The organism is Pseudarthrobacter sp. O4 (assembly GCF_050157025.1).
In the GTDB taxonomy this organism is placed as follows: domain Bacteria; phylum Actinomycetota; class Actinomycetes; order Actinomycetales; family Micrococcaceae; genus Arthrobacter.
The window spans coordinates 230,758-257,482 of the sequence record NZ_CP189591.1 but is presented as its reverse complement, the minus strand read 5'-3'; the positions used below and the strand labels follow the sequence as shown (position 1 = coordinate 257,482).

The 26,725-nt window shown below is 64.6% G+C and carries 19 protein-coding genes and 3 pseudogenes; 17 read left to right on the top strand and 5 right to left on the bottom strand.

What is annotated here, in order from left to right; genetic code table 11:
- Positions 1–314: 314 nt before the first annotated feature.
- From ACQCSU_RS01170 to ACQCSU_RS01150, 5 genes are all read left to right on the top strand, one after another.
- Entirely contained in the window at positions 315–611 is a 297-nt protein-coding gene (locus ACQCSU_RS01170) for a hypothetical protein (protein WP_426977795.1), read from the top strand.
- Positions 612–1,379: 768 nt separating this feature from the next.
- Entirely contained in the window at positions 1,380–1,727 is a 348-nt protein-coding gene (locus tag ACQCSU_RS01165) for a hypothetical protein (protein ID WP_426977794.1), read from the top strand.
- A 57-nt stretch (positions 1,728–1,784) separates the two neighbouring features.
- A complete protein-coding gene (locus ACQCSU_RS01160; protein WP_426977793.1) occupies positions 1,785–2,147 on the top strand; it encodes an ArsR/SmtB family transcription factor in 363 nt (120 codons plus the stop codon).
- A gap of 54 nt (positions 2,148–2,201) precedes the next feature.
- Entirely contained in the window at positions 2,202–2,603 is a 402-nt protein-coding gene (locus ACQCSU_RS01155; protein WP_426979901.1) for an SRPBCC family protein, read from the top strand.
- A 9-nt stretch (positions 2,604–2,612) separates the two neighbouring features.
- Positions 2,613–3,533 carry a dihydrofolate reductase family protein gene (locus ACQCSU_RS01150; protein WP_426977792.1) on the top strand — a complete coding sequence of 307 codons (921 nt, stop codon included), beginning with the start codon at positions 2,613–2,615 and terminating at the stop codon, positions 3,531–3,533.
- A 236-nt stretch (positions 3,534–3,769) separates the two neighbouring features.
- Here ACQCSU_RS01150 and ACQCSU_RS01145 read toward each other — a convergent pair whose 3' ends face one another.
- Positions 3,770–5,221 (bottom strand): NCS1 family nucleobase:cation symporter-1, encoded by a 1,452-nt coding sequence (locus ACQCSU_RS01145; RefSeq protein WP_426979900.1) that lies wholly within the window; start codon positions 5,219–5,221, stop codon positions 3,770–3,772.
- Positions 5,222–5,933: 712 nt separating this feature from the next.
- Here ACQCSU_RS01145 and ACQCSU_RS01140 point away from each other — a divergent pair.
- The 5 genes from ACQCSU_RS01140 to allB all read left to right on the top strand — a co-directional run bounded on the left by ACQCSU_RS01140 (position 5,934) and on the right by allB (position 11,990).
- The gene (locus ACQCSU_RS01140; RefSeq protein WP_426977791.1) at positions 5,934–6,737 is read left to right on the top strand and encodes a hydroxypyruvate isomerase family protein; all 804 of its coding nucleotides are present in this window, start codon (positions 5,934–5,936) and stop codon (positions 6,735–6,737) included.
- 56 nt (positions 6,738–6,793) lie between these two features.
- Positions 6,794–7,672, top strand: coding sequence for a 2-hydroxy-3-oxopropionate reductase (locus ACQCSU_RS01135; RefSeq protein WP_426977789.1), 879 nt, complete (start codon positions 6,794–6,796; stop codon positions 7,670–7,672).
- Between the two features lie 118 nt (positions 7,673–7,790).
- Positions 7,791–9,569, top strand: a complete 1,779-nt coding sequence (gene gcl, locus ACQCSU_RS01130) for a glyoxylate carboligase (protein ID WP_426977788.1) — start codon at positions 7,791–7,793, stop codon at positions 9,567–9,569.
- A gap of 22 nt (positions 9,570–9,591) precedes the next feature.
- The gene (locus tag ACQCSU_RS01125; protein WP_426977786.1) at positions 9,592–10,596 is read left to right on the top strand and encodes a glycerate kinase; all 1,005 of its coding nucleotides are present in this window, start codon (positions 9,592–9,594) and stop codon (positions 10,594–10,596) included.
- A gap of 23 nt (positions 10,597–10,619) precedes the next feature.
- Entirely contained in the window at positions 10,620–11,990 is a 1,371-nt protein-coding gene (allB, locus tag ACQCSU_RS01120; RefSeq protein ID WP_426977784.1) for an allantoinase AllB, read from the top strand.
- Positions 11,991–12,355: 365 nt separating this feature from the next.
- Here the strand turns inward: allB and ACQCSU_RS01115 are convergent, their stop codons facing one another.
- Positions 12,356–13,171, bottom strand: a complete 816-nt coding sequence (locus tag ACQCSU_RS01115) for an MBL fold metallo-hydrolase (protein WP_426977783.1) — start codon at positions 13,169–13,171, stop codon at positions 12,356–12,358.
- 562 nt (positions 13,172–13,733) lie between these two features.
- On the opposite strand from ACQCSU_RS01115, the gene ACQCSU_RS01110 reads away from it, so the two are divergent.
- Positions 13,734–14,855, top strand: coding sequence for a pyridoxal-phosphate-dependent aminotransferase family protein (locus ACQCSU_RS01110; RefSeq protein ID WP_426977781.1), 1,122 nt, complete (start codon positions 13,734–13,736; stop codon positions 14,853–14,855).
- 551 nt (positions 14,856–15,406) lie between these two features.
- On the opposite strand, the gene ACQCSU_RS01105 is transcribed toward ACQCSU_RS01110, so the two are convergent.
- Together ACQCSU_RS01105 and ACQCSU_RS01100 are read right to left on the bottom strand one after the other, a co-directional pair.
- The gene (locus ACQCSU_RS01105) at positions 15,407–17,023 is read right to left on the bottom strand and encodes an APC family permease (RefSeq protein WP_426977779.1); all 1,617 of its coding nucleotides are present in this window, start codon (positions 17,021–17,023) and stop codon (positions 15,407–15,409) included.
- Between the two features lie 902 nt (positions 17,024–17,925).
- A pseudogene (locus ACQCSU_RS01100) lies at positions 17,926–18,933 on the bottom strand (flavin monoamine oxidase family protein); the annotation flags it as partial.
- A 304-nt stretch (positions 18,934–19,237) separates the two neighbouring features.
- Between ACQCSU_RS01100 and ACQCSU_RS01095 the strand changes: the two are divergent.
- The 3 genes from ACQCSU_RS01095 (at position 19,238) to ACQCSU_RS01085 (ending at position 20,824) form a co-directional block, all read left to right on the top strand.
- Positions 19,238–19,852, top strand: coding sequence for a TetR/AcrR family transcriptional regulator (locus ACQCSU_RS01095; protein ID WP_426979899.1), 615 nt, complete (start codon positions 19,238–19,240; stop codon positions 19,850–19,852).
- A 532-nt stretch (positions 19,853–20,384) separates the two neighbouring features.
- Entirely contained in the window at positions 20,385–20,597 is a 213-nt protein-coding gene (locus tag ACQCSU_RS01090; RefSeq protein ID WP_426977777.1) for a hypothetical protein, read from the top strand.
- Positions 20,594–20,824, top strand: coding sequence for a hypothetical protein (locus ACQCSU_RS01085; RefSeq protein ID WP_426977775.1), 231 nt, complete (start codon positions 20,594–20,596; stop codon positions 20,822–20,824). The genes ACQCSU_RS01090 and ACQCSU_RS01085 overlap by 4 nt, the downstream gene beginning before the upstream one ends.
- A gap of 92 nt (positions 20,825–20,916) precedes the next feature.
- Here the strand turns inward: ACQCSU_RS01085 and ACQCSU_RS01080 are convergent, their stop codons facing one another.
- Positions 20,917–21,162, bottom strand: a complete 246-nt coding sequence (locus ACQCSU_RS01080; protein ID WP_426979933.1) for a hypothetical protein — start codon at positions 21,160–21,162, stop codon at positions 20,917–20,919.
- 91 nt (positions 21,163–21,253) lie between these two features.
- Between ACQCSU_RS01080 and ACQCSU_RS01075 the strand changes: the two are divergent.
- The 3 genes and pseudogenes from ACQCSU_RS01075 (at position 21,254) to ACQCSU_RS01065 (ending at position 26,185) form a co-directional block, all read left to right on the top strand.
- A pseudogene (locus ACQCSU_RS01075) lies at positions 21,254–21,921 on the top strand (agmatine deiminase family protein).
- Positions 21,921–23,198, top strand: a pseudogene (locus tag ACQCSU_RS01070) (amidase); the annotation flags it as partial. The pseudogenes ACQCSU_RS01075 and ACQCSU_RS01070, both read left to right, overlap by 1 nt.
- Before the next feature lie 50 nt (positions 23,199–23,248).
- Positions 23,249–26,185 (top strand): Tn3 family transposase, encoded by a 2,937-nt coding sequence (locus tag ACQCSU_RS01065; protein WP_426977774.1) that lies wholly within the window; start codon positions 23,249–23,251, stop codon positions 26,183–26,185.
- Positions 26,186–26,725 lie beyond the last annotated feature (540 nt).

Genomic DNA, 26,725 nt, shown 5'->3' with positions numbered 1-26,725 from the left:
ACTCCTGCGAACCGGACAATCTAGACAATCACCGGCGGGCCCGTGATCGCAGACCTGGGTGCCAGCGGATTCTCCTCACGGACGACGACGGCGGCGGCGCGTGGCAGTCTCGACAGATGGCCCGGGGACCGAAGGCCCTGACGGAATCCGAACGAGGTTCCCGCTGCTACGGCTTAAGCGCCCTCGTTGACGCCTTGGTAGGAAGTCAGAATGAAGCCGAAACCTTCATTCTGTACGCCAACTGCTTGACATCCCGACTGGCAGAGTCTCATGGTTGGCAATGTCCAACACATTCCGACTATCCAGGAGCAGATATGGAAGCCACGCCATACGGAATTGTGCACTTCTTCCCAGGAGGCACCAAGGAACAGTACGAGGCATCAATTGCCGCGGTTCACCCGGGCGAGGGGCGCCTGCCCGACGGTCAGATCTTCCACGCCGGAGGCTCTTCCGCCGGGGGTTGGACGATCATGGCCGTCCATGACTCGAAGGAGAGCTGGGAGAAATTCCGCGACAGCATCCTACTTCCGCGGATGCAGCACGGCATCGAGGGCGGATTCGCATCGCCGCCCGAAGAGACCGTCATCGATCTGTACAAGATCATGCCCTAGCGATTCGGGAGACCGCCGCCGAGGGGTCTGGAGGGCGGCCTCCCCTGCGTTGTAGCCGATATGGAAAGGAGACCGCGATGTCCGCCACAGCGAACTACTTCGAGGTCGGCTCGGCCGACCCGGATACCGCACGGAGCTTCTACGGCTCAGTATTCGACTGAACCGACGGACACGCCGGTGCCGCCGGTCAAGTTCGGCACCGGAAAGGGCAACATCTCGTCTGATGAAGGTCCCGGCGATAGACGCTACGAACGCGGCCGGTGATGCCGGCAATCTCGCCGGTGGCTCAGAAAACGCCGACGGCGGCCGTAATAGTACTGCCGAAGACCTGATCAACAGCCGTACCAAGGACACCACACCGTTGTCGCCAGCCGCCCGTCGGGAACTACCAGCCGCGTCGGGCCAGCGGACCACCCGCTCCTTTACGGAGTTGCCAACTTAAATGAGACGGACATGGCTAGCTCTGTCTCAGTAAGCTTGGCAAAACCCCACGTCAAGGTTGCCAACTTCACTGAGACCGGACACTGCCTTGTCTCAAGTTAGTTGAACCAATGGCCCGACGCGTCTCACTTTAGGTGACGCATCCGGCCGGTCTGTCTCGAGTTAGTTGGAGCATTTGCCCCGGCGTGCCTCACTTTAGGTGACGCATCCTGGCCGCTGGGATGGCTAGACTCCGGGCTATGGGACGCTCGACGGCGGCGTCTGACACTCTTGCCGGGCAGCACTGTCAACGGCGCCCCAATAACCGCCTTCCTGGCGGATTGCCGGATGGTTCCGTTTGAGCTTGTCCGGCCCATCCGTTCGCCGGCATCATTCAAGGGCAACGCAACGTTCGAATCCTGGTGCGAACGTGATCACCTGATGTGCATGGACTTTGACCCGGACGTTGTCGGTATCTCATCCCAGCCCTTCCGCATCGCCTGGCCTGCACCGCTCCCCCGGGATTCGCACGTCCCGGATTATTTCGTCCGCCGTGGCGACGGGTCCGCTGTTGTGCTCGACGTCCGCCCGGACACCCGCGTGAAGCCAGCAGATCAGAACTTTCCAGGCAACCAAGGGCCTTACGCCGAATTCAGCGTCGGCAGACCGCTACGCGAAAAACGGGCCGCCTCTTGACAGGCCCCACTCATCGATCTAGCGTGTAAGTTATCGCTTACGTAAGAAGGTGCTTACATGGTCGCGCAGGACCGACTCAGTACGGCGTTCGCCGCTTTGGCGGATCCGACGCGCCGCGACATCCTCATGCGACTTCGAAGCGGCCCCCTCACCGTGAGCGATCTGGCGGTGCACTATCCGATGAGCAGACCCGCCGTTTCTCAGCATCTGACGGTGCTCGAGAAGGCGGGGCTCGTGGCACGAGATCGGAGGGCGCAGTGGAACGACTGCTCGCTCGCGACTGCCAGCTTGGATGAGGCGGCCGCGTGGATCGAACAGCAGCGCGCTGACTGGATTGAACGGTTCGACCTGCTCGACGAGCATCTCAGGAACCGCCGTGAACACGGCCGCGCGACCGACAACCATAGCGAAGGAGAATAACGATGATCGACGCGTCCAAGGGCTTCACCCTCGTCCGAAGCGACCCCCGAGGAGATCTGGAAGGCGTGGACCGACCCAGACTCCGCAGCGCAGTGGTGGCATCCACGGGGAGCGAGCACACCTCGAGAAAAAGTAGAAATCGACGCACGGGTGGGTGGCCGCTACACGTACACGATGGTGAACGACGCCACCGGCGACAAGGTAATCACCGGCGGTGTATACCGCGAAGTCGCGCCGTTCGAGCGCCTCGTGTTCACCTGGGGCCACCCGAACGGCGACCCAGATGACACTCCAATCATTACCGTCACCCTCGAGCCGGTTCACGAAGGCACGCGCATGACATTCGATCTGCGCGGCGTCGACGGGAGCAAGGGCGATGGGTATTTCTACGACGGATGGCAGGAGGTGCTCTTTTCCCTGGGGGATTACCTGGGACAGTCCCAGATCGCCCGGTGAGGGATGCGGGTGAGATCACCGTGCAAAGGAGATGCAGCTGGATCCGAATGCGAGATCCTCGAGCTCGATCCCTATACACGAATCGTTTTCAACTGGGGTTTCGTCGGGCCGGATCGGCTCGACGGCCCCACCTTCGATTCGCGACGCACGCTCACGTTCACCGAAGAACGGGATGGCACAACAGCGTTGACGCTCGTCCACGAACACCTCGATGACCTCTACGCAGCGATGCCCGACGTCGCTGACAACGCCAGTCCAGGCTGGACCGATGTTCTCGACAAGCTCGCCACGCTCGTTGACGCCGGCTGGTGGGCACGCAACAAGAAGGAGTCGAATATGCGCACTCTGATCGTGACTGAATGGATGACACTCGACGGCGTCGTCCAGTCCCCCATCTACGCAAACGAAGACACCGAGGGCGGTTTCGCACACGACGGATGGCACGCGCAATATTTCGACGACGTGTCGATGAGCCGCGTCGTCGCGAGCGTGACGACGGCCGACAGCTACCTGCTCGGCCGCCGGACTTATGAAGTGTTCGCCGCCCACTGGCCACACGCATCCGCCGAGGAACAGACGCTAGCGCAACCGCTGAACTCACGTCCCAAGTACGTGGCCTCTACCACTCTCACCGAACCACTCGGGTGGCGGAACTCGACCCTGCTGCGCGGTGATCTCGGCACTTCGGTGCGCACTTTGAAGCAAACGGGGAACGGCGAACTGCTGGTGATCGGGAGCCCTGACCTCGTGCAAAGCCTACTCGAAGAGGACCTGGTCGATGAGTTCCGGCTGATGATCGACCCGCTACTTCTCGGCAGCGGCAAGCGACTCTTCCCCACTGACGGCCAGGCCAGGCCACTGCGACTCATCGAAAGCCAGCAAACATCCACGGGAGCGATTCTCGCAACGTACGTCCCGGCGCACGCCTGAGCGTTGCTCAAACGGGACAAGGTGACGCGGCCTCTGTAAGTCTGCCGTTTGCACCCAACCGACGGACGGATTCGACGGTTTGAGTCAACTCAAGTGATAAATACGCAAGAAATCTGCCTCAGGTTAGTTGCCCCAATCCGCTAGATTCCGGGGTTTTCGTGGGTCACCTTAGATGAGAGGACACCATGTCTGGGCCCACCTCCAAAGCCGCGACGGCCAGCAGATCGTCGGGCCGGTCAGTGCCTGGGGGCGACGGCGATCTCCTCGCCGTCGACGGCGAGAAACGGCGCGTGGCGGTCCATGATCAGCAGGTAGATGACGGCGGCCAGGATCGCGCCGACGAACCAGGAGAAGCCGGAGATGTAGGTGAACGCAGGGACGAGAGCCAGCACCAGGGCGACGATCGCAGCCGGTGTACCTGCGATGACAGCCTTCCGGTTGATGCCACGGGTGTACGCATACTCCCCGTCGGGGGACTCCGAGTACAGGTCCGGAATGTTGACCCTGCCCTTCCGGACCAGCCAGTAGTCGGCCATGATCACGCCGAACAGCGGCCCCAGGAGGGCACCCAGCCCGCCGAGGAAGTAGACGATGACCACGGGCGAGTTGTACAGGTTCCACGGCAGGATCACCAGGCCGATCGCCGCGGAGATGATGGCTGCCCTGCGGAAGTCCAGGGTCCGCGGAAAAAGATGGGCCAGCGTGTAGATGGGCGCCACGAAGTTGGCCATGAGATTCACGGCCACCGTCAGGATGATCAGGGCCAGGCAGGCCAGCACCAGCAGGAATGTGTTCGGGATGGCGTTGACGACGTCGGTGGGCGACTCGATGACCGTCCCGTCGATCTTGTACCGGGCGCCGGAGAGGACGACGACGATGGCGGCGAAGAATAGCATGTTGATAGGGATGCCGAAGAAGTTGCCGCGCACCACCGACCGCTCTGAGGGCGCGCCCCGGGTGAAGTCGCAGAAGTTCAGCACGAACGTCCCGTAGACGACCACCCATAGCGCCGCGGACTGGAAAATCCGCACCCACATCTCGGTGCCGGTCAGCGAATCGGCGGTGGACCAGGCGATGGACCCGCCGGCCTCCAACAACATCCAGACGGCCAGCGCGAGCATGGTGACCAGGATGATGGGGCCGGCGAAGGCCTCGTACTTGCGGATCATCTCCATGCCGAAGCTTACGATCACCGTCTGCACCGCCCACAGCGCAAGGAACGAGATCCAGCCCAGCGTCGAGAGTCCGAGGAACGAGTTCGTATCGAGCGGCGCCAGGGACGGCGCGAGGGCCAAGATGAGCACCCGGAGCACAACCGAGGCCAGGTAGGTCTGGATGCCGAACCAGGCCACGGCCACGGCGCCGCGGACGATGGCGGGGATGTTGGAGCCCCGGATGCCGAACGCGATCCGGCTCATGACCGGGAACGGCACACCCGTCCGCTCGCCCATGAACCCGGAGAGGTTCAGGAGCAGGAACAGCAGGACGGCGCCGAGCAGGAAGGCGAGCATGATCTGCCAGGCGCCCAGTCCCAGGGCGAACAGTCCCATGGCGAACACGTAGTTACCCAGCGAGTGCACGTCGTTCGCCCAGAGCGTGAAGATGCTGTAGGCGTGCCACGTGCGGCCCTTGCGCATGGTGGGCGCTAGGTCCTCGTTGTAGAGTCGGGGGCTCACGCCCGCAGGCATTTGGTCCGGGACCGCTGGCCCTCCCCTGGCGATCTCCTCGACCTCGGGGTCACCGGTGCCCCACGGCTCCGGGTCAATCAGATGCGGATGTCCGTGCTCGTCGCGCGAGCTGGGACCGTGCTGGTGGGACATGGTGCAGACCTCCGTGTGGCGGAAAAGAGCGTTGCCCGGGTTTGGGCTGGTGTTGGACGGGAACCGTGCTGCCGCTGCGGGAACGCCGACCTTGTCGGAGTGGCGCTCACGAACGCTGAATTTCGCATTGCGGAAAACAGCTTTCGTTTCGTGAAACAAATGTAGCTGTGGTGCAGGTCACAGTCAAGAGTTCCAGGCGTGCGGGGTTCGACTTCGCAGTGCGCCGTTCGCTGTCCCGGGGGTCGCTCAACTCTCCCCGCGCCGGATGAGCCTGCCCCGGGGTGAGTCGAAGTCCACCCCGCCCCGCAGATAGGTCTTGCGTACTTACCCGGCTTACCCGGACAGCGCCATGCCATTCCCGCCAGCCGGCTGCGTTTTGAGGTGCAGGTGGAAACGCCGCAGCTCATCCTGGGCCCCGGAGAACTTTGACGGAGGCCGTCGATATCCACGCAATGACTGGCTAGAGTCAGTGCAATCGTGATGTGCAGTTGGCGGCAGCTCAACCCAATCCGCCTTCACGTTCAGATCCATACGTTTGCATCCGCACTATGAAACTGAATGAACCCAGGAGAAAAACGCAATGACCTATACAGTGAACTGCTCCATCCTGCTGACGGAACTGCCGATCCTGGAGCGCGCCGCCGCAGCGAAGGCTGCCGGCTTTGACGCCGTCGAATTCTGGTGGCCCTTTGAAACTTCCGTCCCCGGCGACGCGGACGTCACCAAGTTTGAGCGCGCCGTGACCGACGCCGGAGTCCAGCTCACCGGCCTGAACTTTAACGCGGGCAACATGCCCGGCGGGGACCGGGGCCTGGTGTCCTGGCCTGCCCGCTCCGCAGAGTTCCTGGACAACATCGATGTTGTTGCCGGCATCGGCGAGCGTCTCGGCTGCAAGGCCTTCAATGCCCTCTACGGCAACCGGATCGACGGCGAGTCCGCAGAAAAACAGGACGCCATCGGCGCCGAAAACCTCGCGACCGCGGCCGCCGGCGTCGCCAGGATCGGCGGCACCGTCCTGCTCGAGCCGGTCAGCGGCGCCCCCAAGTACCCGCTTCTCACCGCCGCCGATGCTCTGAAAGTGATCGCCCGGGTCAGGGATGAATCCGGTGCGGGGAACATCCGGCTCCTCGCGGACTTCTACCATCTGGCGGTCAACGGGGACGACGTCGCGGCCGTCATCGAGAACCACGCCAAGGACTTCGGCCACATCCAGATCGCCGACAACCCCGGCCGCGGGGCTCCCGGAACCGGTGAGCTCCCCCTCGGCCAATGGATCACCCGCAGCCGCGAACTCGGCTACGGGGGCTACATCGGCCTCGAATACAAGGAACCGGCGGAAACCGCCTTCGCCTGGGCCCTCCCCGAACGCCCCGCCGCCCACTAACGACCCGCCAAACCCCACAGCTCCTGAGCTAACGGGACTTCAGTAAAGGAACCACAATGAGCAATGTTGCAGTCATCGGACTCGGAATCATGGGCCTGCCCATGGCCATCAACCTCGTCAAGGCCGGCCACACCGTCACCGGCTTCAACCGCAGCCAGGACCGGATCGACGCGCTCATCGCCGAAGGCGGCCAGGGCGCCACGAGCATCGCCGACGCCGTCACGGACGCCGACGTCGTCATCACCATGGTGCCGGACTCCCCGGACGTCGAGGGCGTAGTCGGCGGCCCGGACGGACTGTTCGCCAACGCCAAGCAGGGCACCTTGTGGATCGATGCCAGCAGCATCCGCCCGGACGTCGCCAAGCGCCTTGCCGGGGACGCCGCGGCGGCCGGGATCCGCGCCCTGGACGCTCCGGTGTCCGGCGGCGAGCAGGGTGCCATCGATGCCGCACTCTCCATCATGGTGGGCGGCGAGGCCACCGACTTCGAGGCAGCACAGCCGGTCCTGACCGCTGTCGGCAAGACCATCGTCCACGTCGGCCCGTCCGGCTCCGGCCAGACCGTCAAGGCAGCCAACCAGCTCATCGTGGCCGTCAACATCCAGGTCCTGGGCGAGGCCATCGCCTTCCTCGAGGCCTACGGCGTGGACACCGACGCCGCCCTCAAGGTCCTCGGCGGCGGGCTTGCCGGCTCCAAGGTCCTGGACCAGAAGGGCCAGAAGATGCTCGACCGCGACTTCGAGCCCGGCTTCCGCCTTGCCCTGCACCACAAGGACCTGGGCATCGTCACCTCCGCAGCCCGCGAAGCCAACGTCTCCATCCCCCTCGGCGCCATCGCAGCACAGCTCGTCGCCGCGACCGTCAACCAGGGCGACGGCGGACTGGACCACTCCGGACTCTTCAAGCAGGTTCTCCAACTTTCCGGCCGCAAGTAAGCTGACGGGCAGGCCAGCCAGCTGCCGGGAACAAGCTAACGCGCAGCCAAACACCCCTCGTCACAGGGCATTCAGAGCCCCGCGCCGGGCACCACAGCAGACTTTCAAGGAGCACAGAATGACCAAGATGCGCACCGTAGACGCTGCTACCGCCATCCTAGAAAAGGAGGGCGCCACCGAGGCGTTCGGCCTGCCAGGCGCGGCGATCAACCCCTTCTACTCGGCCATGCGGGAGCACGGCGGCATCCGCCACACCCTCGCCCGGCACGTGGAAGGCGCCAGCCACATGGCTGACGGCTACTCCCGGGCCAAGGACGGCAACATCGGCATCTGCGTCGGCACCTCCGGCCCCGCCGGCACCGACATGATCACCGGACTGTACGCCGCCTGGGCGGACTCCATCCCGATGCTCTGCATCACCGGCCAGGCTCCCGTGGCCAAGCTGCACAAGGAAGACTTCCAGGCCGTGGACATCGAAACCATCGCCAAGCCGGTCACCAAGATGGCCATGACCATCCTGGAACCGGGCCAGGTTCCGGGCGCCTTCCAGAAGGCCTTCCAGCTGATGCGCTCCGGCCGCCCCGGCCCCGTGCTGCTGGACCTGCCGTTCGACGTGCAGATGGCCGAGATCGAATTCGACATCGACACCTACGAGCCGCTGGCCGTCGAAAAGCCCAAGGCCAGCCGCAAGCAGCTGGAAAAGGCCCTGGACATGCTGACCGCCGCCCAGCACCCGCTGATCGTCGCCGGCGGCGGCATCATCAACGCCGGCGCCTCCGCGCAGCTGGTGGAGCTCGCCGAGCTGCTGAACGTCCCGGTCATCCCGACCCTGATGGGCTGGGGCGCCATCGCGGATGACCACCCGCTGATGGCCGGCATGGTGGGCCTGCAGACCTCGCACCGCTACGGCAACGAGACCATGCTGGCCGCGGACTTCGTGATCGGGATCGGCAACCGCTGGGCCAACCGCCACACCGGCGGACTGGACACCTACACGGCCGGCCGCACGTTCGTGCACATCGACATCGAACCCACCCAGATCGGCCGGGTTTTCTCCCCGGACCTGGGCATCGCCTCCGACGCCGGCGCTGCGCTGGACGGGTTGGTTGAACTGGCCCGCGAGCGGCAGAGCGCCGGTTCCCTGCCGGACTACTCCGGCTGGGTCGCCGAATGCGCCAAGCGCAAGGGTTCCCTGCAGCGCAAGACCCACTTCGAGAACATCCCCATCAAGCCGCAGCGCGTGTACGAGGAAATGAACCGCTCCTTCGGGCAGGACACCACCTACGTGTCCACGATCGGCCTGTCCCAGATCGCCGGCGCCCAGCTGCTGCACGTCTTCGGCCCGCGGAAGTGGATCAACGCCGGCCAGGCCGGCCCGCTGGGCTGGACCGGTCCGGCCGCGCTGGGCGTGGTCCGCGGCAAGCCGGACGAGACCGTTGTTGCCCTGTCCGGTGACTACGATTTCCAGTTCATGATCGAGGAACTGGCCGTCGGCGCACAGTTCAACCTGCCCTACATCCACGTGGTGGTGAACAACTCCTATCTGGGCCTGATCCGGCAGTCCCAGCGCGGCTTCAAGATGGAACAGAACGTGTCCCTGGCCTTCGAGAACATCAACTCCCCCGAGACCAACGGCTACGGCGTGGACCACATCAAGGTCGCCGAAGGCCTGGGCTGCAAGGCCCTCCGCGTGGAGGACCCCAACGACCTGCCCGCAGCGTTCGACACGGCCAAGGCGCTCATGGGCGAGTTCAACGTACCCGTCGTGGTGGAAGTGATCCTGGAAAAAATCACCAACATCTCCATGGGCACCGAAATCAACGCCGTAACCGAGTTCGAGGACCTGGCCGAACACGGCGAGGACGCCCCCACAGCGATCATCGCGCTGCTGGACTAGTCCATTTCTAGGAGGCTCCGGAATGCGCGTTGTCATTGCCCCCGACAAGTTCAAGGGCTCACTCTCCGCCCCGAACGTTGCCTGGCACTTGGAAGCCGGGCTGCAGGCTGGCTACGCGGTCCACACCGAAGTCCCGACCGGCACCGATCTCGAGGTAATCCGGATTCCCGTGGCCGACAGCGGCGAGGGCACCCTCGACGCCGCCGTCGGCTCCGGCTTCACCCGCCGCAGCGCTGTGGTCAGCGGACCCACCGGGCAGCCGCTCCGGGCCGAGTTCGCGGTCCGCGGACGCGAAGCCGTGATTGAAATGGCCGCCGCGTCCGGGCTCGCCGTCCTCCCGGGCGGCGGCCCGGACTCCACAAGCGCCAACAGAGCCACCAGCCTGGGCACCGGGGAACTGATCCGGGCAGCACTCGACGCCGGCTGCCGCCAGATCATCCTGGGCATCGGCGGCAGCGCAAACACTGACGGCGGCGCAGGAGTCCTCCAGGGACTCGGCGCCAAACTCCTCGACGCCGACGGACGGGACGTCAGCACGCTGGACAACGCCCTGGCCAACTTCGTGCAGGTCCTCGCCAACGAAATCGGCCCCCGCGCGGTGAAAGCCGCGGACGCGCCGGGAGCCGGAGCGGCCGGCGGTGTTGGCTACGCTGCCATCGCGGTGCTGGCCGCGACGCGCAGGCCGGGCATCGACGTCGTACTTGAATTCACCGAACTGGCGGACCGGCTGGCGGGCGCGGACTTGGTGATCACCGGGGAAGGCAGCCTGGACGAACAAAGCCTCCTCGGCAAGACACCCATGGGCGTTGCCCGGGCGGCCGCCCGGGCGAACATTCCGGTGATCGCCGTTTGCGGGCGCACTACACTGAGCCGCAAACGGCTCAGCGAATCCGGCTTCGCCCAGGTCTATGCCTTGACGGATCTGGAAGCCGATGTAGACAAATGTATAGCCGAAGCAGGACCGCTTCTCGAATTATTGGGCAAAAATACTGCAACACGATGGTCAGTTTCAGACGAAGACGCCTGAATCCGAAGACTAGGAGAATCTCCATGATTGAAGAACCAACGACATCGATTCAAACCGGCGCACGTTATGATCTGGTCATCCGCGGCCAGCGCGTCCTCACCACCGCCGGCATCGCCGCGCGTGAAGTGGGCGTGCGGGACGGCGTGATCGTGGCCATCGAGCCCCTAGGCAACAGACTCACCGGCACCGAGGTCATAGAACTCGCGGACGACGAAACCCTGATCCCGGGCCTGGTGGACACCCACGTCCACGTCAACGAACCAGGCCGCACCGAATGGGAGGGCTTCGCCTCCGCCACCCGGGCCGCCGCAGCCGGCGGCGTTACCACCATCATCGACATGCCGCTGAACAGCATCCCGCCCACCACCACCGTTCAGGCGCTGGATCTCAAGCGCGGCGTGGCCCGCGATCAGGCGTTCGTCGATGTGGGGTTCTGGGGCGGAGCGATCCCGGGAAATACCGGAGATCTGCGCGGTCTGCACGATGAGGGCGTATTCGGCTTCAAGTGCTTCCTGCTGCACTCCGGCGTGGACGAGTTCCCGCACCTGGACGCCGAGGAAATGGAAAAGGACATGGCCGAGCTCAAGTCCTTCGACTCGCTCATGATCGTCCACGCCGAGGACTCGCGCGCCATCGACCGCGCCCCCTCCGCCGGGGGCGATCACTACGACAGGTTCCTGGCCTCCCGCCCCCGCGGCGCCGAGAACAAGGCCATCGCCGAGGTCATCGAACGCGCCCGCTGGACCGGCGCCCGTGCCCACATCCTGCACCTCAGCTCCTCCGACGCCCTGCCCATGATCGCCACCGCCAAGCGCGACGGCGTCCACCTCACCGTGGAAACCTGCCCGCACTACCTCACGCTCATGGCCGAGGAAATCCCCAACGGCGCCACCGCCTACAAGTGCTGCCCGCCCATCCGCGAGGCCTCCAACCGGGAACTGCTGTGGAAGGGACTCCAGGACGGGACCATCGACTGCATCGTCTCGGACCACTCCCCCAGCACCCTTGACCTGAAGGACCTGGAAAACGGCGACTTCGCCGTCGCCTGGGGCGGCGTCTCCTCGCTCCAGCTGGGCCTGTCCCTGATCTGGACCGAGGCCCGGCACCGCGGCATCCCGCTGGAGCAGGTACTGGAGTGGATGTCCACCCGGCCGGCGCAACTGGCGCGGCTGGTGCGTAAGGGCCAGCTGGCCTTGGGCTACGACGCGGACTTCTCGGTCTTTGCGCCGGACGAGGCCTACGTGGTGGACGTCTCCAAGCTCAAGCACAAAAACCCCATCACGCCCTACGACGGCAAAGCCCTCTCCGGTGTGGTCCGCAAAACCTACCTGCGCGGCACCATCGTGGACGGCAAAACGCCCACCGGCAAACTCCTGCGCCGGGGCCAGAGCTAACGCACCCAACTCGGGCTTGCCGGATGGGCCTTGCTCCGACCGCGCCCAGCACGCGCTCGGATCCTGTCGCGTTCATAGGCAACGACCTCAGACCACCCTGAACTGACAGGTCAACTGAGACAGAGGGAAGAGTCCCGTAGTGTCCTGTCTCATCTAAGTTGAAGCACAAAAACCGCGGAATCTAGCGGGTTGCGCCAACTAATGGTTGGCACATTTGGCCCGGTTGTCTCACTCTAGTTGACGCAAATCGGAGAATCCGGCGTCAGCCGGGGTACCAAGCGATCTAGCTGCCTATGATCGGGCTTCGGGACTGTCCCGTAAGGGAACCTTGTACGGGACAGCCCGCAGTGCCCGGTATGCGATCGCTAGCCGGGCGTTCCGTCGCGCTCGCTTCTTCGGGCGAGGAGCTGGAGTTGCCGTGCGTGCACGCCGCCCACCCAGTCCCAGCCGGGCATGGCCGACGGGCCGACCCGCGGGTCGCTGGGAACATGGGCGTCACGCAAGGCGTGCACGTACGCCCGATCCTGGTCGATCCGTGCGCGTACCTGATCAGCTCCTCCGATGGACCCGTGGCCGGGGACCAGGACATCGACGTCGCCCGCCACGCCCTCGAGCAGCCGCAGCGCGGCGAGGTAGTCCTCGATCGGGTCAGCGGTGTCGTTCAAGTCGAGCATCGGAATCAAGACATCAGAAAGCATGTCGCCGGCGACGAGAACCCCGCGTTCCTCAATCAACAGCGCCGCATGACCCGGGGCATGCGCTTGATGCTCGACAATCCGGACATGAGGGCCATCCCAAGGAATCTGCGCCATCTCGGCGGGCAGGCCGGTAATGAGGCCGAGCAGGTCCAGTGGTACCTGCTCGGGGATGCCGAGCCGGCGTGAATCGAGCCCGTCCGACAGCCGATCCCGGGCAGTAGCCGCGGAGCGCGCGGTGCCGTAACGGGGCGCCGCGCCGAGCCCGGCGTGCCAGAGCAGGTGATCCCAATGAGGATGCGTCGAGAAGCCTGCCACAACGGTCTGGCCCGAATCGGACAGGTCGTTCGCGAGGCAGGCCATTTCGTAGCCGTGCACCCCGGGGTCGATGAGCAACACGCCAGCCCGGCCTTGCACGACAACGGCGTTGCTCTGGCAGAACTCGCTCTCGTGGATCAGCACACCCTCCGCGACCTGCCTCAGCACGGGGCTCCTTCCGCTTGTCGAGACTGTAGTACCTGGCGGTGGTGCGTCAACTATCTTGAGACGAACCACTTGAATGCTTCATCTATCTTGAGACGAAGTGCCCTAATGCTTCAACTAAGTTGAGATTGCGTCACTTTAGATGAGACAGGACACGTAGGCTGACCGATTCAATGAGAAAACTGACAACTATGTTGAGACCGGACATGCAAGACGGCGTACCCCAAGATTGGTTAAGCAACGCGACAGAACGCCGGTTGTCGGCGTTATGAAATCTGCCAAATACGGCTGATGGTGCTTCAAATTCTCCGGATCCTTGTACCGTGTCCCGGCTCAACTGCTCAACCGCCCACTTCCGCCGCTCCGGCTGCAGAGAGTACAGCCTGCGCGCCTGGGCGGATTCGCATCGGCTACGACGGTTTTCCCAACATCACGCGTGAGCTGATGGCGCGGGGTGGGACGAGAATGACATCATCATGATCCTGCGCGGAAATTTCATCGACCTCTATTCGGGTAGTGGGTTGAGCCGGGAAGCCGGCAGGTCAGCCGCAACGAAGGAGTTCCAATGCCAGACATTTTGACCTCCCGGTTCCTGTTGGGTCCGGGACCGAGCAACTGCTACCCGGAAGTGACCGCCGCGTTGGCGCATCCGGTGATTGGGCACCTGGATCCGGTCTTCTTCGAACGGCTGGACAACACCTGCGAGGGCCTCCGCACGGTCTGGGGGACTAAGAATGCCTGCACGCTGCCATTGAGCGCCACCGGTTCCGGCGGTATGGAGGCGGCTTTCGTGAACACAGTGGTTGACGGCGATGTGGCAGTGATCGCCGTCAACGGCCTGTTCGGTGAGCGCATGTGTGAGGTGGCCCGCCGCTGCGGCGCGACCGTGGTTCGTGTAGACCATGACTGGGGCACGCCCATCGACGTCGAACGCGTTCTGACGGCTCACCCGCGACCGAAGGTGATTGCGGCCGTCCACGCCGAAACCTCAACTGGAGTACTGTCCGACGTCGCATCGCTCGGGCAGAACAAGGGAGATGCGCTGCCAATAGTAGACGCCGTGACGTCCATCGGCGGGCTGGAACTCCTTGCGGACGACTGGGGAATCGACGTCGGCTACGCCTGCACTCAGAAATGCCTCGGCGTGCCGCCGGGGTTATCGCCCTTCACAGTGTCGGGTAGAGCCTTCGAGCGAAGGATTGAGAATCCCCGCTCCTGGTACTTGGATATCGGTCTGCTGGGCGGTTACGTTGGGGCCGCCAGCGGCAGCGGTCGGACCTACCATCACACGGCGCCGGTTACCATGATCGCCGGTCTCGAGGCGGGCTTGCGCAGGATCCTGGCCGAGGGAATGGATGCGGTCCAGGCGCGCCACCGCGCGGCAGGGGCTGCGTTGCAGGCGGGGCTCCAGGAGATGGGTCTTGAGCTGTTCGCGGCCGAGGGCCACCGGCTGCCCAGCCTTACCACCGTCAAGGTCCCATACGGTGTCGACTCAGCGGCCGTACGGCGTTATCTTCTGGAGCATTTCAGCATCGAGATTGGCTCTGGGGCGGGCAGCTATGCTTCCAGCGTCTGGCGGATCGGAATGATGGGCCCCAACGCAAATGCCGCGTCAGTGACTCTGGTGCTGGGGGCTCTCAAGGAAGCCATCGCCTCTGCAGCCAAAGACTCTCCGAGAAAACACTGATTCGAGCGCCTCTTTACACCGGCACCAACAGCTGTGAGGTGAATGCCGGGGCGCCGGTATCCGGCGTGCAGCTCGGCTCGGCCGACGCCACGACAGGTTGGCAGGCCGCCCCGACCGTCACACGAGCGGCACCGCCTGCCATCGATGCACCCTCAGCAGGGACGCGGGCATGTATGTGGAAATCTACACAACCCACGAACGTGTCATCTGCCCCCGCCACGGGCTAGGGATCGGCACGGCGCCCACGGCTTCTTGGACCAGTTCTCGATGATGGCCTGTCCGGACATCACCACAGGAACCTCATCTCCCGGCATGGCCACTCCCGCGTTCGCAGGGCATTCCACACGTCCAGCGTCATCAACTGGCGCTGGTACGACCAGTTCAACCACTTCACCCACGCCATGGAAATCTACGACGCACCGGCGGCGGACCAGCCGCGGCATGGCCAAGCCAGGCCATTGTTGCCGCCTCAAGACTTTCCGACGATGTCGAATCTTCGACGTCTCTTAGTTGCGGAACAGCGTCCAAGGATCCGTCGGGTGGGGGCCGGCCTACTCCGGGACCACCAGCGCCGGGGTGTCCTTGCGCAGCGTTTCGCCCCGGAAGAAGCCCGGCCGGCGCAAGTACGTGATGGCCATGACCACCAGGCCCAACGCCAGCAGACCAATCCCGATCAGGAACACCAGCCCGATCCCGAACAGCTCAGAGCCGCTGCCGAACTCCGGGCTCCAGCTGTCCACCGCGGTCTGGATGAAGACCACAGTGAGGACCAGGCCCCCGAGCACCGGGAAGAGCATCCGCATGAAGAAGTTCCGGACGCTGGCAAAAAGGCTGTGCCGGAAGTACCAAGTGCAGGCGAAGGCCGTCATCGCGTAGTAGAAGCAGATCATCAGTCCCAGCGCCAGGATGGTGTCATTGAGCACGTTCTCGCTGGCCACCTTCATGATCGCGTAGAAGCCGCCGGAGATGGCGCCGGCCATGATGGTTGCGTAACCAGGGGAGCCGAACTTCTTGCTCACCGTCGCAAAGCGCGGCGGCAGTGCGCCGTAGTGGCCCATGGCCAGCAGACTGCGGGCCGGGGAAGCCATGGTGGACTGTAGCGAGGACGCCGTGCCGGCGAGCACCGCTAGGGACATCAGGATGGCCAGCGGACCCATCACCGGCGAGGCGAGGGCAGCGAAGGCGTTCGACTGGTTGTCCGGGTTGTTCAGGCCGATGCCGGTCCCGCCCACACCGGCCACCATCATGGTGGCCACAATTACGGCGATATACAGGCCCAGGACAGCGACTGCCGTCGTCGTCCCAGCCTTGCCTGCTGTGCCCTTGCCGCCCTTGGTCTCCTCATTGACCGTCAGGCACACGTCCCAGCCCCAGTACACGAAGACCGCCAGCGACATGCCGGCGGCAAACTGGTCGAACCCGGAGATCTTGGCCGGATTGAACCAGTCCCAGCTGAAGCCGATGGCCGTGGGGGTGTCGCCAGAGACCGCGTGAGTGAGGGCCATGACAATGAACAGGCCCAGCACCAGCACCTGGAAGCCCACCATGGAGTACTGCACCAGCTTGGTCGCGTGCAGGCCGCGGTAGCTGACCCAGACCGCCAGCGCCACGAAGGCCAGACACGTGGCGATGTTCAGCGCCTTGTTGCCGGTCAGGTCAGCCAGCGCGGGATCGTTGAACACCTGGGCCAGGAAGAGGTAGAAGAAGTCCACCGCGACGCCGGCCAGGTTGGAGAGCACAATGATGTTCGCCGCCAGCAGTCCCCAGCCGCCCATCCAGCCGAGGAACGGGCCGAAGGCCTTGGTGGTCCAGGTGAAGGTGGTGCCGCTGTCCGGTGAATCGGCGTTCAGTTCGCGGTAGGCGAAGGCCACCAGGATCATGGGGATGAACGCGACGATGAAGATGGCCGGCAGCTGCAGGCCGACAGCGTTGACGGTTGGGCCCAGGGAGCTGGTCAGGCTGTAGGCGGGCGCCACCGAGGAGATGCCCAGGACGACGACGGCGAGCAGACCCAGTTGGCCACCCTTGAGTCCCTTCCCTGTGATGCCGTGTTTGGTGTCGGCCGGGTCGTGCGGCTCGGGCTGATGGTGGCGCCCCGCCGGAGCACGCCGGTCCGGCGTGAACTGGTCCGCGACGGGAGCGTCCCGCGGCTGATCTTGGCTGGTCATTCGACTCATGATCGGGCCTTTCTAGGCAGGCGGTGAATCCAGCAGCGGTTCCTGCTGGGTGGTACAGCGGATGCCTCCGCCGCGGGCAAATAGTTTGCATTCGTCCATACGGACTGCGCGGCGGCCCGGCTGGGCTCGGCGGGAATGGCAAGTACCTGTCATCCTTTGGATCTTCGAAGCTGCAGGCGATGACGTCCTTGGTGACGACGAGGTGGTTAATGAGCTGTAGTCCACATATCCTTCCTCGTCCCCTCGGGCGGCCCGGGGTCCAGCGCGGCCGCGTCCGGGATCCAGCAGATGGACCCGATTCCCGGACCTGGGCACGTTATCGGCGGATCCAGTTTTGTCAGTTCAAGTGTGAGGACTAGGTGAGTTGTGGATCACAAAATGAATGGAATTCATTTAGTATGGGGTCTGCACCAACACCTACGCAAGGGGGAAACCAACATTATTCATATTTTGCGGTGAAGGTCCCGGCTCCGCCTACCCAGAAGCCGGATGGCCTGGGAGTTCAGGACGTGGTCTTCAGGCCGAGATGAGTTCCCTGTAGCCGCCACTGACGGCACGGCCCCTATTCCCTGTGAAATGGCGGCAACAGCCAGATGGATGGCGCCCGCCGGCAGCCGGGAGGGGCTCGACGGTTGGCGGAGCGCCATGTGCTTCGAGGAGATGGTCGTGCTGGCCCTGTAGCGGCTGCGCCCCGGCGCCCACCCGGCCGACGGTCCGCCGCGGCCGCGTCTGGGCCTCTGTAGGTGTCTTACCCACGGAGGCCGAGGTGTATTGCGATCGGGGCTGGTCGCGGCTGCCCACCGGGCCCTTCGATTAGCTGGCCGTTTCTTTAGGGGCAGTCCTAAGTCCGTACAGGTCAGAGAGGTGACTGATTTCCCATGAATGGCCAGGCCCGTGTGTTGGTCCTTGCCGTAGCGGTGCAGTCCGCCGAGGTCGTAGCTGGCGGCGTAGGCGCCGCGGGTCCATTCCTCCGAGGGGCGGCGCGCTGTACACGGCGTGCACCTTGATGACCAGGCCGAGCGACTGGTGCTGGTGCATCTGGTGCTGGCGGCGCGGCAGCGGCGGGTTGAAGAAACGCGCGAGTACAGATTGGGCGGCACGGCCATGATCCCGAAGCGGGCGTTCACGGTGGCCCGCTCGGCAACAGCGGTGACGCGGTGGCCGCCGTCCGCATCTTCCTCCCCTTTGATGGTGCGCCCCGGGCTATTTAGGACGACGTCGTCCCCCAGTTCCGCTGCCCGCAGCAGGGAGACCTGCTGCATGCCGCCGACAACCCGCTTGTCCAGGATGAAGTCCTCATCGGTCAGGTGGGTGAAGGATCCTGCGGACGCCGCCATCAGCACCGCCTGCAGGGCGGAGAAGGCGTGGGCGGGCTTGGTGAGGATGCCGCCGGCGATGAAGAGGCCGATGTTGTTGCAGGCTTCCTCGTCCGGGGAGTGCTGGCGCAGCCAGTGGTGGAAGGAGATGGTGTCCAGCTCGCGGGCCTTCGGGTGTGCCCACGGTTCGGTGGGCCCCATCTTGGCGGCCCAGGCGTCAAGCAGTCCGGTGAGCTTGTCCATTTCTGCGGCGGTTGTCTCGCTGGCCGGGAAGGTCTCGCCGGTGTACAGCGTGCGCTTTCCGTCGGCGCCGATGTAGACGGACTGGCCGTCGCGGTATCGCGAGTAGGTCTGCAGGCCGAGCTCGCCCAGGAGCGCCAGCAGGGCGGTCTGGTCCGGGGAAACCCACTGGCCGCCGATTTCGAGCATGGCGCCGTCAATGGTGTCGGTCCAGGTCCGGCCGCCGACACGGACCCGCGCCTCCACTACGGCCACACTCAGGCCGGCTTTCTTCAGTTCGCGGGCGGCAGTGAGCCCCGCGGGGCCTGCTCCGACGATGACGACGTCGCGGTCAAGTTCCAGCATGATGTCCTCTCTCTGTGGCCGCCGAGTGAGGCGGACCGCTAAATGAACGCTATTCATTTACGAGAACTATGGCTGTTTGCCGGAGTGCCGGAAGATGCTGATGGAATACTGATGGAGACCGCTCGCAGAAAGGCCAGCCATGCCGGCACCACCCGTCGCTTCCGGAAGCTCCACCCTCGGTAACACTCTGGGAGGCCCTGCCCCGGCGAACGCCGCCCAGCGGGACGACGCCGCCGAGCGGGTGCCGAAAGCCGAGCGGGTGCCGAAAGCCGAGGCCGGGGGGAAACGCCGCGCGGGCCGGCCAATGGCGGCGGTCCTTGACAAGGCGGGCATCACCGCCGCCGCACTGCAGCTCATTGAAAGGAAGGGCTATGACGGTCTCACGATGGCCGCGCTGGCCCGCTCACTGAATGTGGCGCCGTCGGCCCTTTATAACCATGTGGAATCCAAACGCGACGTGCTACTCCTCGTGGAGGACCACCTCACCGCACTAGTTGATGTCTCAGCCTTCGGCTCCGGGCCCTGGGAGGAAGCTGTGCGGAAATGGGCGTGGAGCTACCGCGACGTGTTTTCGCGGCACACCCCGCTGATTCCGGTCATCGCCGTACTGCCCGTAACCGACGCCCCGCAAACACTCGCGATGTACGAGACCGTTAGCGCAGGCTTCCGCGAGGCAGGCTTCCCGGCAGGGCGGATCGTCTCCTCCATCGTGGCACTGGAGTCGTTCATCTTCGGCTCGGCCTACGACGTGACCGCGCCCGCGGACATCTTTGACTCCGGCTCCATGGCAGAGGCGACCCCAAGCTTCACCGGCGCGGTGCGCAGCCTGGCCACGCAGGGCCACGAGAATCCGGCCAATGTGGCGTTCACTCTCGGGCTCGAGGCGCTGATCTCTGGACTCGGGGCACTGCGGCAGTAACCTGCGGGAAGAGGGGGCAGCGCGGTCATCTCCGTTCTTGGGTGTCGGTCAGACATGCTGACCCAGGGTCGGGAAACCGCCGATAAGCTCAAATACACCAGCGACTCCTCACGTGGTTCGAGAACCTGTCCCGTTCATGAAGACCTCGAAAATGTTCAAACTTTGCGAATTCGTCCCCTGTGCCCCCGTATAGGCCCTGCTCTGGACGCGGCCCTGCAGACATGCGCGGCGTCAAAAAAGTGCCCCTGCCGCTATGCCTCGTCCTCCAGTCGTACCTGATGTGCGGCGTTTCTGTACACACTCCGATTGACAATCCTATGGTCCTCAACCAATAATGAATGCTATTCATTTACTGTGACGCTGCTCTCATGACGGTACCCGCAAACGGCGTCGCGGTCTTTCCGTCAGAGCCAGAGCCCCATCAACGGCGACAATGCGTTGGCTGCAAGGCACGCCAACGCCCCGGGGACAGGCATCATCGTGCTTGTCCTAGCACTGAAAACCTACGTATCGCTCCAAGAAAGGCGACATCATGAACGGCGGCACAGAGCACGAGTGGAACAACCTGATCGGCCGGCCGGTGCAGGTGTGGAAGAACGGGCACCTCATCCGGACCGGCCACGTGGACGACGTCGCCCAGGCTGCCGGTGCCCTCTGGCTCGAAGGCCACGGCGTGGAAGGGCGGGCGCTCTATCAAAAAGCGGACGGCTATTCTGCCAAACCGGTATGCGAGGCGGCGCCGTGAACCTCTTAGCCGATGCCGAAACCACGCTGAGCATTGATGTCGTGGCCCAGGATCGGGAGTCGATGGACCGCGGCCTCAATGCCGCCGTGGAACAAATGACGGAAGTCGCGGTCCGGCTTGCCACCCATGGCATCCTGGTGACCCGCCTCGATAACAGGCTCTTCCGCGTCGGGCTGAGCGAGCTCGTCCCCTTCGGCTACACGGAACAGCGCGACTGCCGAACGTGATTCTCCGACATTCTGCGGTGCACCGCCGCTTCGACGGCACTGGCGTGCAGTTCGCCCAATGAGACGGCCAAGGCGGCTAAGGCAGAAGGGCGTCAGCCCTGGGAAGAACGCTGCTGCCGCAGCGAACCGCGCGCGGCGCCCACCATGCCTTCGACAGCGCGGGCCAGGTGCGTGCCGCGGTCGTTGACGCCGTCCCAGCGCACCAGCGACTGGGCGTTCAGCCCGTCGATCATCCCCAGGATCTGCCAGGCGACGGACGCGGAGTCTGAAGTCTCGAACTCCCCGGCCGCAACGCCAGCCTCGACGACGCCCTGCAGCACCCCCTGCCATGCATCCATTCGCTCACGGCGAGGGCCTCGTTCCGGCGCCCCAGAGTCCACGCATCCACCCAGATCGCCGTTACGTCGAGGCGGCTGCCGTCCAGCAGGCCTGACTCTTGGCGAGGACGCCGGTTCGGCTGAGGAAGCTACAGGGCCTGGACCGCCGTCGCACTCGCGGTTGCCGAGTTCGAGCCAGTCACTATGGTGGTCGACCCGACCGAGCGGCAGCGCGCCCGCCGACTGCTCGGCAGCGGCATCGAGCAGCGCGTCGAGGCGGAGCTGGCACGCACCATCGGTGCCAGCAAGACCGTTTGGGTGCCCCGTGGCCTGACCCGCGACTACGAGGACCTGGGCACCCGCGGCCACATCGACATGGTGGCCACGCTGTCCTCCCCCGGCCGAGTCCTGCTGCATACCCAGACCAATCCCGAGCATCCCGATTACGAGGTCAGCCGCACGCTGCACGCGTTCTTCGAAACCCAGACGGACGCCGCAGGCAGGCCCTTCGAAATTGTCCAGCTGTCGGCGCCGGAGACACTTCGCGACGAGGAAGGCTACGTGGATTGGAGCTACGTCAACCATCTTGTGGTCAACGGCGGTGTGATCGCCTGCGGCTACGGCGAAGCGCGGGCGGACGCGATGGCCGCGGAAATCCTCGGGGAGGCCTACCCTGGCCGCCGAGTGGTCACCGTGGACGCCCGCCCGATTCTGGCCCGTGGTGGGGGAATCCACTGCATCACCCAGCAGCAGCCCAAGCTCGAGCCGATGGTGGCGTGATGGCCGGTTTCGACGTCGTCGAGGCGTCCATCGCCCAGCTGCGATCCACCTTGGAGTCCGGACAAGTCAGCAGTGAGGAACTCACACAGGCCCACATTGAGCGCATCGAAGCCTACGACAGCAACGGCGTTAAGCTGAACGCGCTCGTCGTCATGAACCCCGATGCCTTGGCGGACGCCCGGGCTTCTGACGAGCGCCGGGCCAGGGGCACGACGCTCGGCCCGCTGGACGGCATCCCGTACACGGCCAAGGACAGCTATCTGGCGAAGGGCCTCACCGCCGCCGCCGGTTCTCCCGCCTTCGAGCACCTCGTGGCACACCGCGACGCGTTCACCATTGAACGCCTGCGGGCGTCAGGCGCGGTGCTGATCGGCCTCACGAACATGCCGCCCATGGCCAACGGCGGCATGCAGCGCGGGGTCTACGGCCGCGCCGAGAGCCCCTACAACGCCGATTTTCTCACCGCGGCCTTCGGCTCCGGCTCCTCCAACGGCTCGGGTAGCGCGACGGCGGCAAGCTTCGCGGCATTCGGCCTCGGGGAGGAGACGTGGTCCAGCGGGCGGGCACCGGCGTCGAACAACGCGTTGTGCGCGTACACGCCATCGCGCGGGGTCATCTCGGTGCGCGGCAACTGGCCGCTGGCGCCGACTATGGATGTGGTGGTGCCGCACACGCGTTCCATGGCGGACCTGCTGGAAGTGCTGGATGTGATAGTGGCGGACGACGCCGAAACGCGGGGCGACTTTTGGCAGGTGCAGCCGTGGGTTGAGATCCCGGCCGCTTCCTCGATCCGCCCGGCCTCCTACCCCGCGCTGGCGCCAGAAGATGCCGACGCCGCCCGGGCGGCTTTGAAGGGCAAGCGCTTGGGAGTGCCCCGCATGTACGTCAACGCCGATCCCGAAGCCGGCAGCAGCGAGAAGCCCGGTATCGGCGGATCCACCGGCCAGCGCATCCAAACCCGCGATTCGGTGATGGAACTGTGGGCTGCGGCACGGCGCGCCCTTGAGGCGGCCGGCGCCGAGGTTGTACTGGTCGATTTTCCTGTGGTTTCCAACTATGAAGGAGACCGCCCCGGCGCACCGACCATCGCCACGCGCGGCTTGGTGAGCCCGGAATACCTGCAGCGGGAAATCATGGATCTCTCGGCCTGGGCATGGGACGACTTCCTCGCGGCCAACGGCGACCCGGCGCTGAACAGCTTGGCTGCCGTTGATGGCGGAGATATCTCGCCCCGCCCGGAAGGCCTGGTACTCCTGTCAGTGTCCCTACCCGACAAGTAACTGACGGGTAACTTGCTGGGCTTCTGGAGCGGCGCTAGGGTTCCGAAATGGGCGTATCTGGGGATTCCTTGTCTGATGAGCTTGTCGTTTCGTGGACCTTGGTGGGCAATGACTGGGATTTGCTGGCCAATAAGTCAGGCGTGACGAGGCTGGGTTTTGCGCTCCTGCTGAAGTTCTTTGAATCGGATGCTTGCTTTCCTCGTGCTGCTTCCGATTTTTCTCCTGAGGTAGTTGCCTATGTCGGGGCGCAGGTTGAGGTGGATCCTGTGCTGTTCGATGCATACGAATGGTCTGGCCGGGCAATCGAACGTCACCGTGCTCAGATCCGGTCGGCGTTCGGTTTCAGGGAATTTTCCCGCGGTGATGAGGAGAAGGTTGCTGATGGGCTGGCCCGCGAGGTGTGCCCGGTTGAGCAGCGGCACGAACAGTTGCGCGAGGCCGTACTTGTCCGGTGCCGCTCCGAGCAGATTGAGCCGCCAGGGCGGATTGAGCGCATCATTGGTTCCGCCCGCGCAGCTTTCGAGAAGGAGTTCTGCGAGTCCACCGTCGCCCGTCTGGGTGCGGCGTGCGCGGCTCGGCTGGAGGGCCTGGCTGCTGACGGTGCCGATATCGCGTTGCTGGCAGAGCTGAAGTCTGACCCGGGCCAGGTGGGGTTGGAAACCCTGTTGAAGGAGGTCGGCAAGCTCGCCGCGATACGTGCGCTGGGGTTGCCTGCCGGGCTGTTCGCGCATACGCCGGACAAGCTTGTGGAGGCCTGGCGGTCCCGGGCGGCCCGGGCCTACCCCTCGGACCTGAGGGCGATGCCGGCACCTGTCCGCTTAACGCTGTTGGCAGCGTTGTGCTGGCAGCGGTCTTCGGAGATCACAGACGCCCTGGTCGACTTGCTGATCGCCTTGGTGTTGAAAATCAATACCCGGGCTGATCGGCGGGTCGAGCGCGAGCTGACGGAGGATCTGCGCCGGGTTCGGGGCAAGGAAGGGATCCTGTTCCGGATTGCCGAGGCCGCGATCGGCCACCCCGACGATACTGTCCGGGCTGCACTGTATCCGGTGGTCGGGGAAAAGACGTTGAGGGAACTGGTCCGTGAGGCCAAGGCCAACGAAGCCGCATTCCAGGGCCGGGTCCGAACTGTGTTGAGGAGTTCCTATTCCAACCATTACCGCCGGATGCTCCCTGCCCTGCTGGCGGCGTTGTCTTTTCGCTGTAACAACACGGCATACCGGCCTGTCATGCAGGCTCTGGAGCTGCTCAACCGCTACGCCGGTGTGGATGGGAAAGTCCGGTATTACGCCGACAACGCTTCCGTCCCGGGTGAAGGTGTCGTTCCCAAGGCCTGGCGTTCGGCGGTGGTCGATGAACGCGGCCGCATCGAACGTATTCCGTACGAACTGTGCGTGCTGGTAGCGCTGCGGGATGCAATCCGCCGCCGGGAAATCTTCGTCGATGGCGCCAGCAAATGGCGGAACCCGGAAGATGACGTGCCCCAGGACTTCGAGGCCAACCGTGAAGTTCACTACACCGCGCTACGCCAGCCGGTGGACTCAACGGAGTTCATCACTGACCTGCGCGAACGCATGGCGGCGGCGTTGGAACGCCTGGATTCTGCCCTGGTCAATGACACGGCGGGCGGGGTGAAAATCACCACCCGCCGCGGGGAGCCCTGGATCGGTGTGCCGAAAATTGAACCGCTCCCCGAACCGCAGAACCTCCAGGCCCTCAAGGACGAGGTCATCCGCCGCTGGGGGACCATGGATCTCCTCGACGTACTCAAAGACTCGGACTTCCTCGCGGACTTCACCGCGGAATTCACCTCTGTCGCCTCCCGGGAAATCCTTGACCGTGACACGCTGCGCCGCCGCCTGCTGCTGTGTCTCTTCGCCTTGGGGACAAACATGGGCATCAAAGCCATCGTGGACACCGGCGGCCACGGCGAAACTGAACGCGAGCTGCGGCACGTACGCCGGCACTTCATCACCCGTGACAACCTGCGCCGGGCCATCGCCAAACTCGTCAATGCCACCTTCGAAGCCCGTGATCCCGGCTGGTGGGGTACCGGGACCGCCTGTGCCTCGGATTCAAAGAAATTCGGGTCCTGGGAATCAAACCTCATGACTGAATGGCACAACCGTTACGGCGGACCCGGGGTGATGATCTACTGGCATGTCGAACGGCGCTCCACCTGCATCTACAGCCAGCTCAAAAACTGTTCATCCTCCGAGGTAGCGGCCATGATCGAAGGCCTGCTGAGGCACTGCACGGACGCGGACATCGAAGCGAACTACGTCGATACCCACGGAGCCTCCATCGTCGGCTTCGCCTTCACCGAGCTGCTGGGATTCAAACTCCTGCCGCGGCTGAAAAACATCGGCTCCATCCGCCTCTACCGCCCCGACGACACCACCGTCTACGGCGAGCTGGTCCCGGTGCTGACCCGGCCCATCCGGTGGGACCTGATTGCCCAGCAGTACGACCAGATGGTCAAATACGCAACCGCTCTCCGGCTCGGAACCGCCGAATCCGAATCAATCCTGCGCCGCTTCACCCGCGGAGGCCCCAAACACCCCACCTACCAGGGGCTGGAGGAACTCGGCCGCGCCGTGCGCACGATCTTCGCCTGCGACTACCTCGCTGACCCGGAACTACGCAGGGAAATCCACGGCGGACTGCAGGTCGTGGAGAACTGGAACAGCGGTAACACCGTCATCTTCTACGGCAAAGACGGCGACCTTACCGGCCCCGACCGCGAAAATGCAGAAGTATCCATGCTGACCCTGCACCTGCTGCAGTCGGCCCTCGTGCACGTCAACACCCTGCTGCTGCAAACCGTCCTGGAAGCACCGGAATTTCACGACAGCGTCGGCCCCCACGAACGCCGCGGGCTCTCCCCGCTGTTCTGGACCCACATCAACCCCTACGGCAAATTCCACCTCGACATGAACACCCGCCTCGACCTCACCCAAGACAACCAGGCGCAACAATCATGACCCTGAACCATGGCCTACACCACCGCCCTCACCCCCACCCAGATAGCCGCCCACCACGCCGCCGGGCAGCCCTGACGACGGTGCCGCTTCAGCGGTTCGCCTAACTGAGCAGTTCGGCCCGGGCCCTGAATCAGCGCCGTTGACGGGGCGGGGCAGACCAGCGCCTTTGCCGGGTACGACTCCAGAGACTGACCCTAACGCTCCCCGGGGCCCTCCGGAGCCCCGGCCCGGGGCACGGCACCCGAGGCCTGTCCTAAAGCGTTTCCCAGCCAACGGTTTCCGAACATCGGGCAACCAAGACACCCTGGCCGAAGGAGGTACTCGCTGTGGCCTCGAAGCGCAGCAGGGCGGCCCGGCACCCGGCCTCCCTCACCGCATCGGTGGCCCTGCTCAGAGCTTCCTCCCGGTCAGCGCCGTCCAGCGCAGAACGGATGTCGGCATTTCTGATTAACGGTGTATTCGATGTAGAACGGCATGGCTGAAGCATTCCACACACCCCGGAGGTAAAAACAGGCAGACGGCACCCGATGCTTAAAGCTG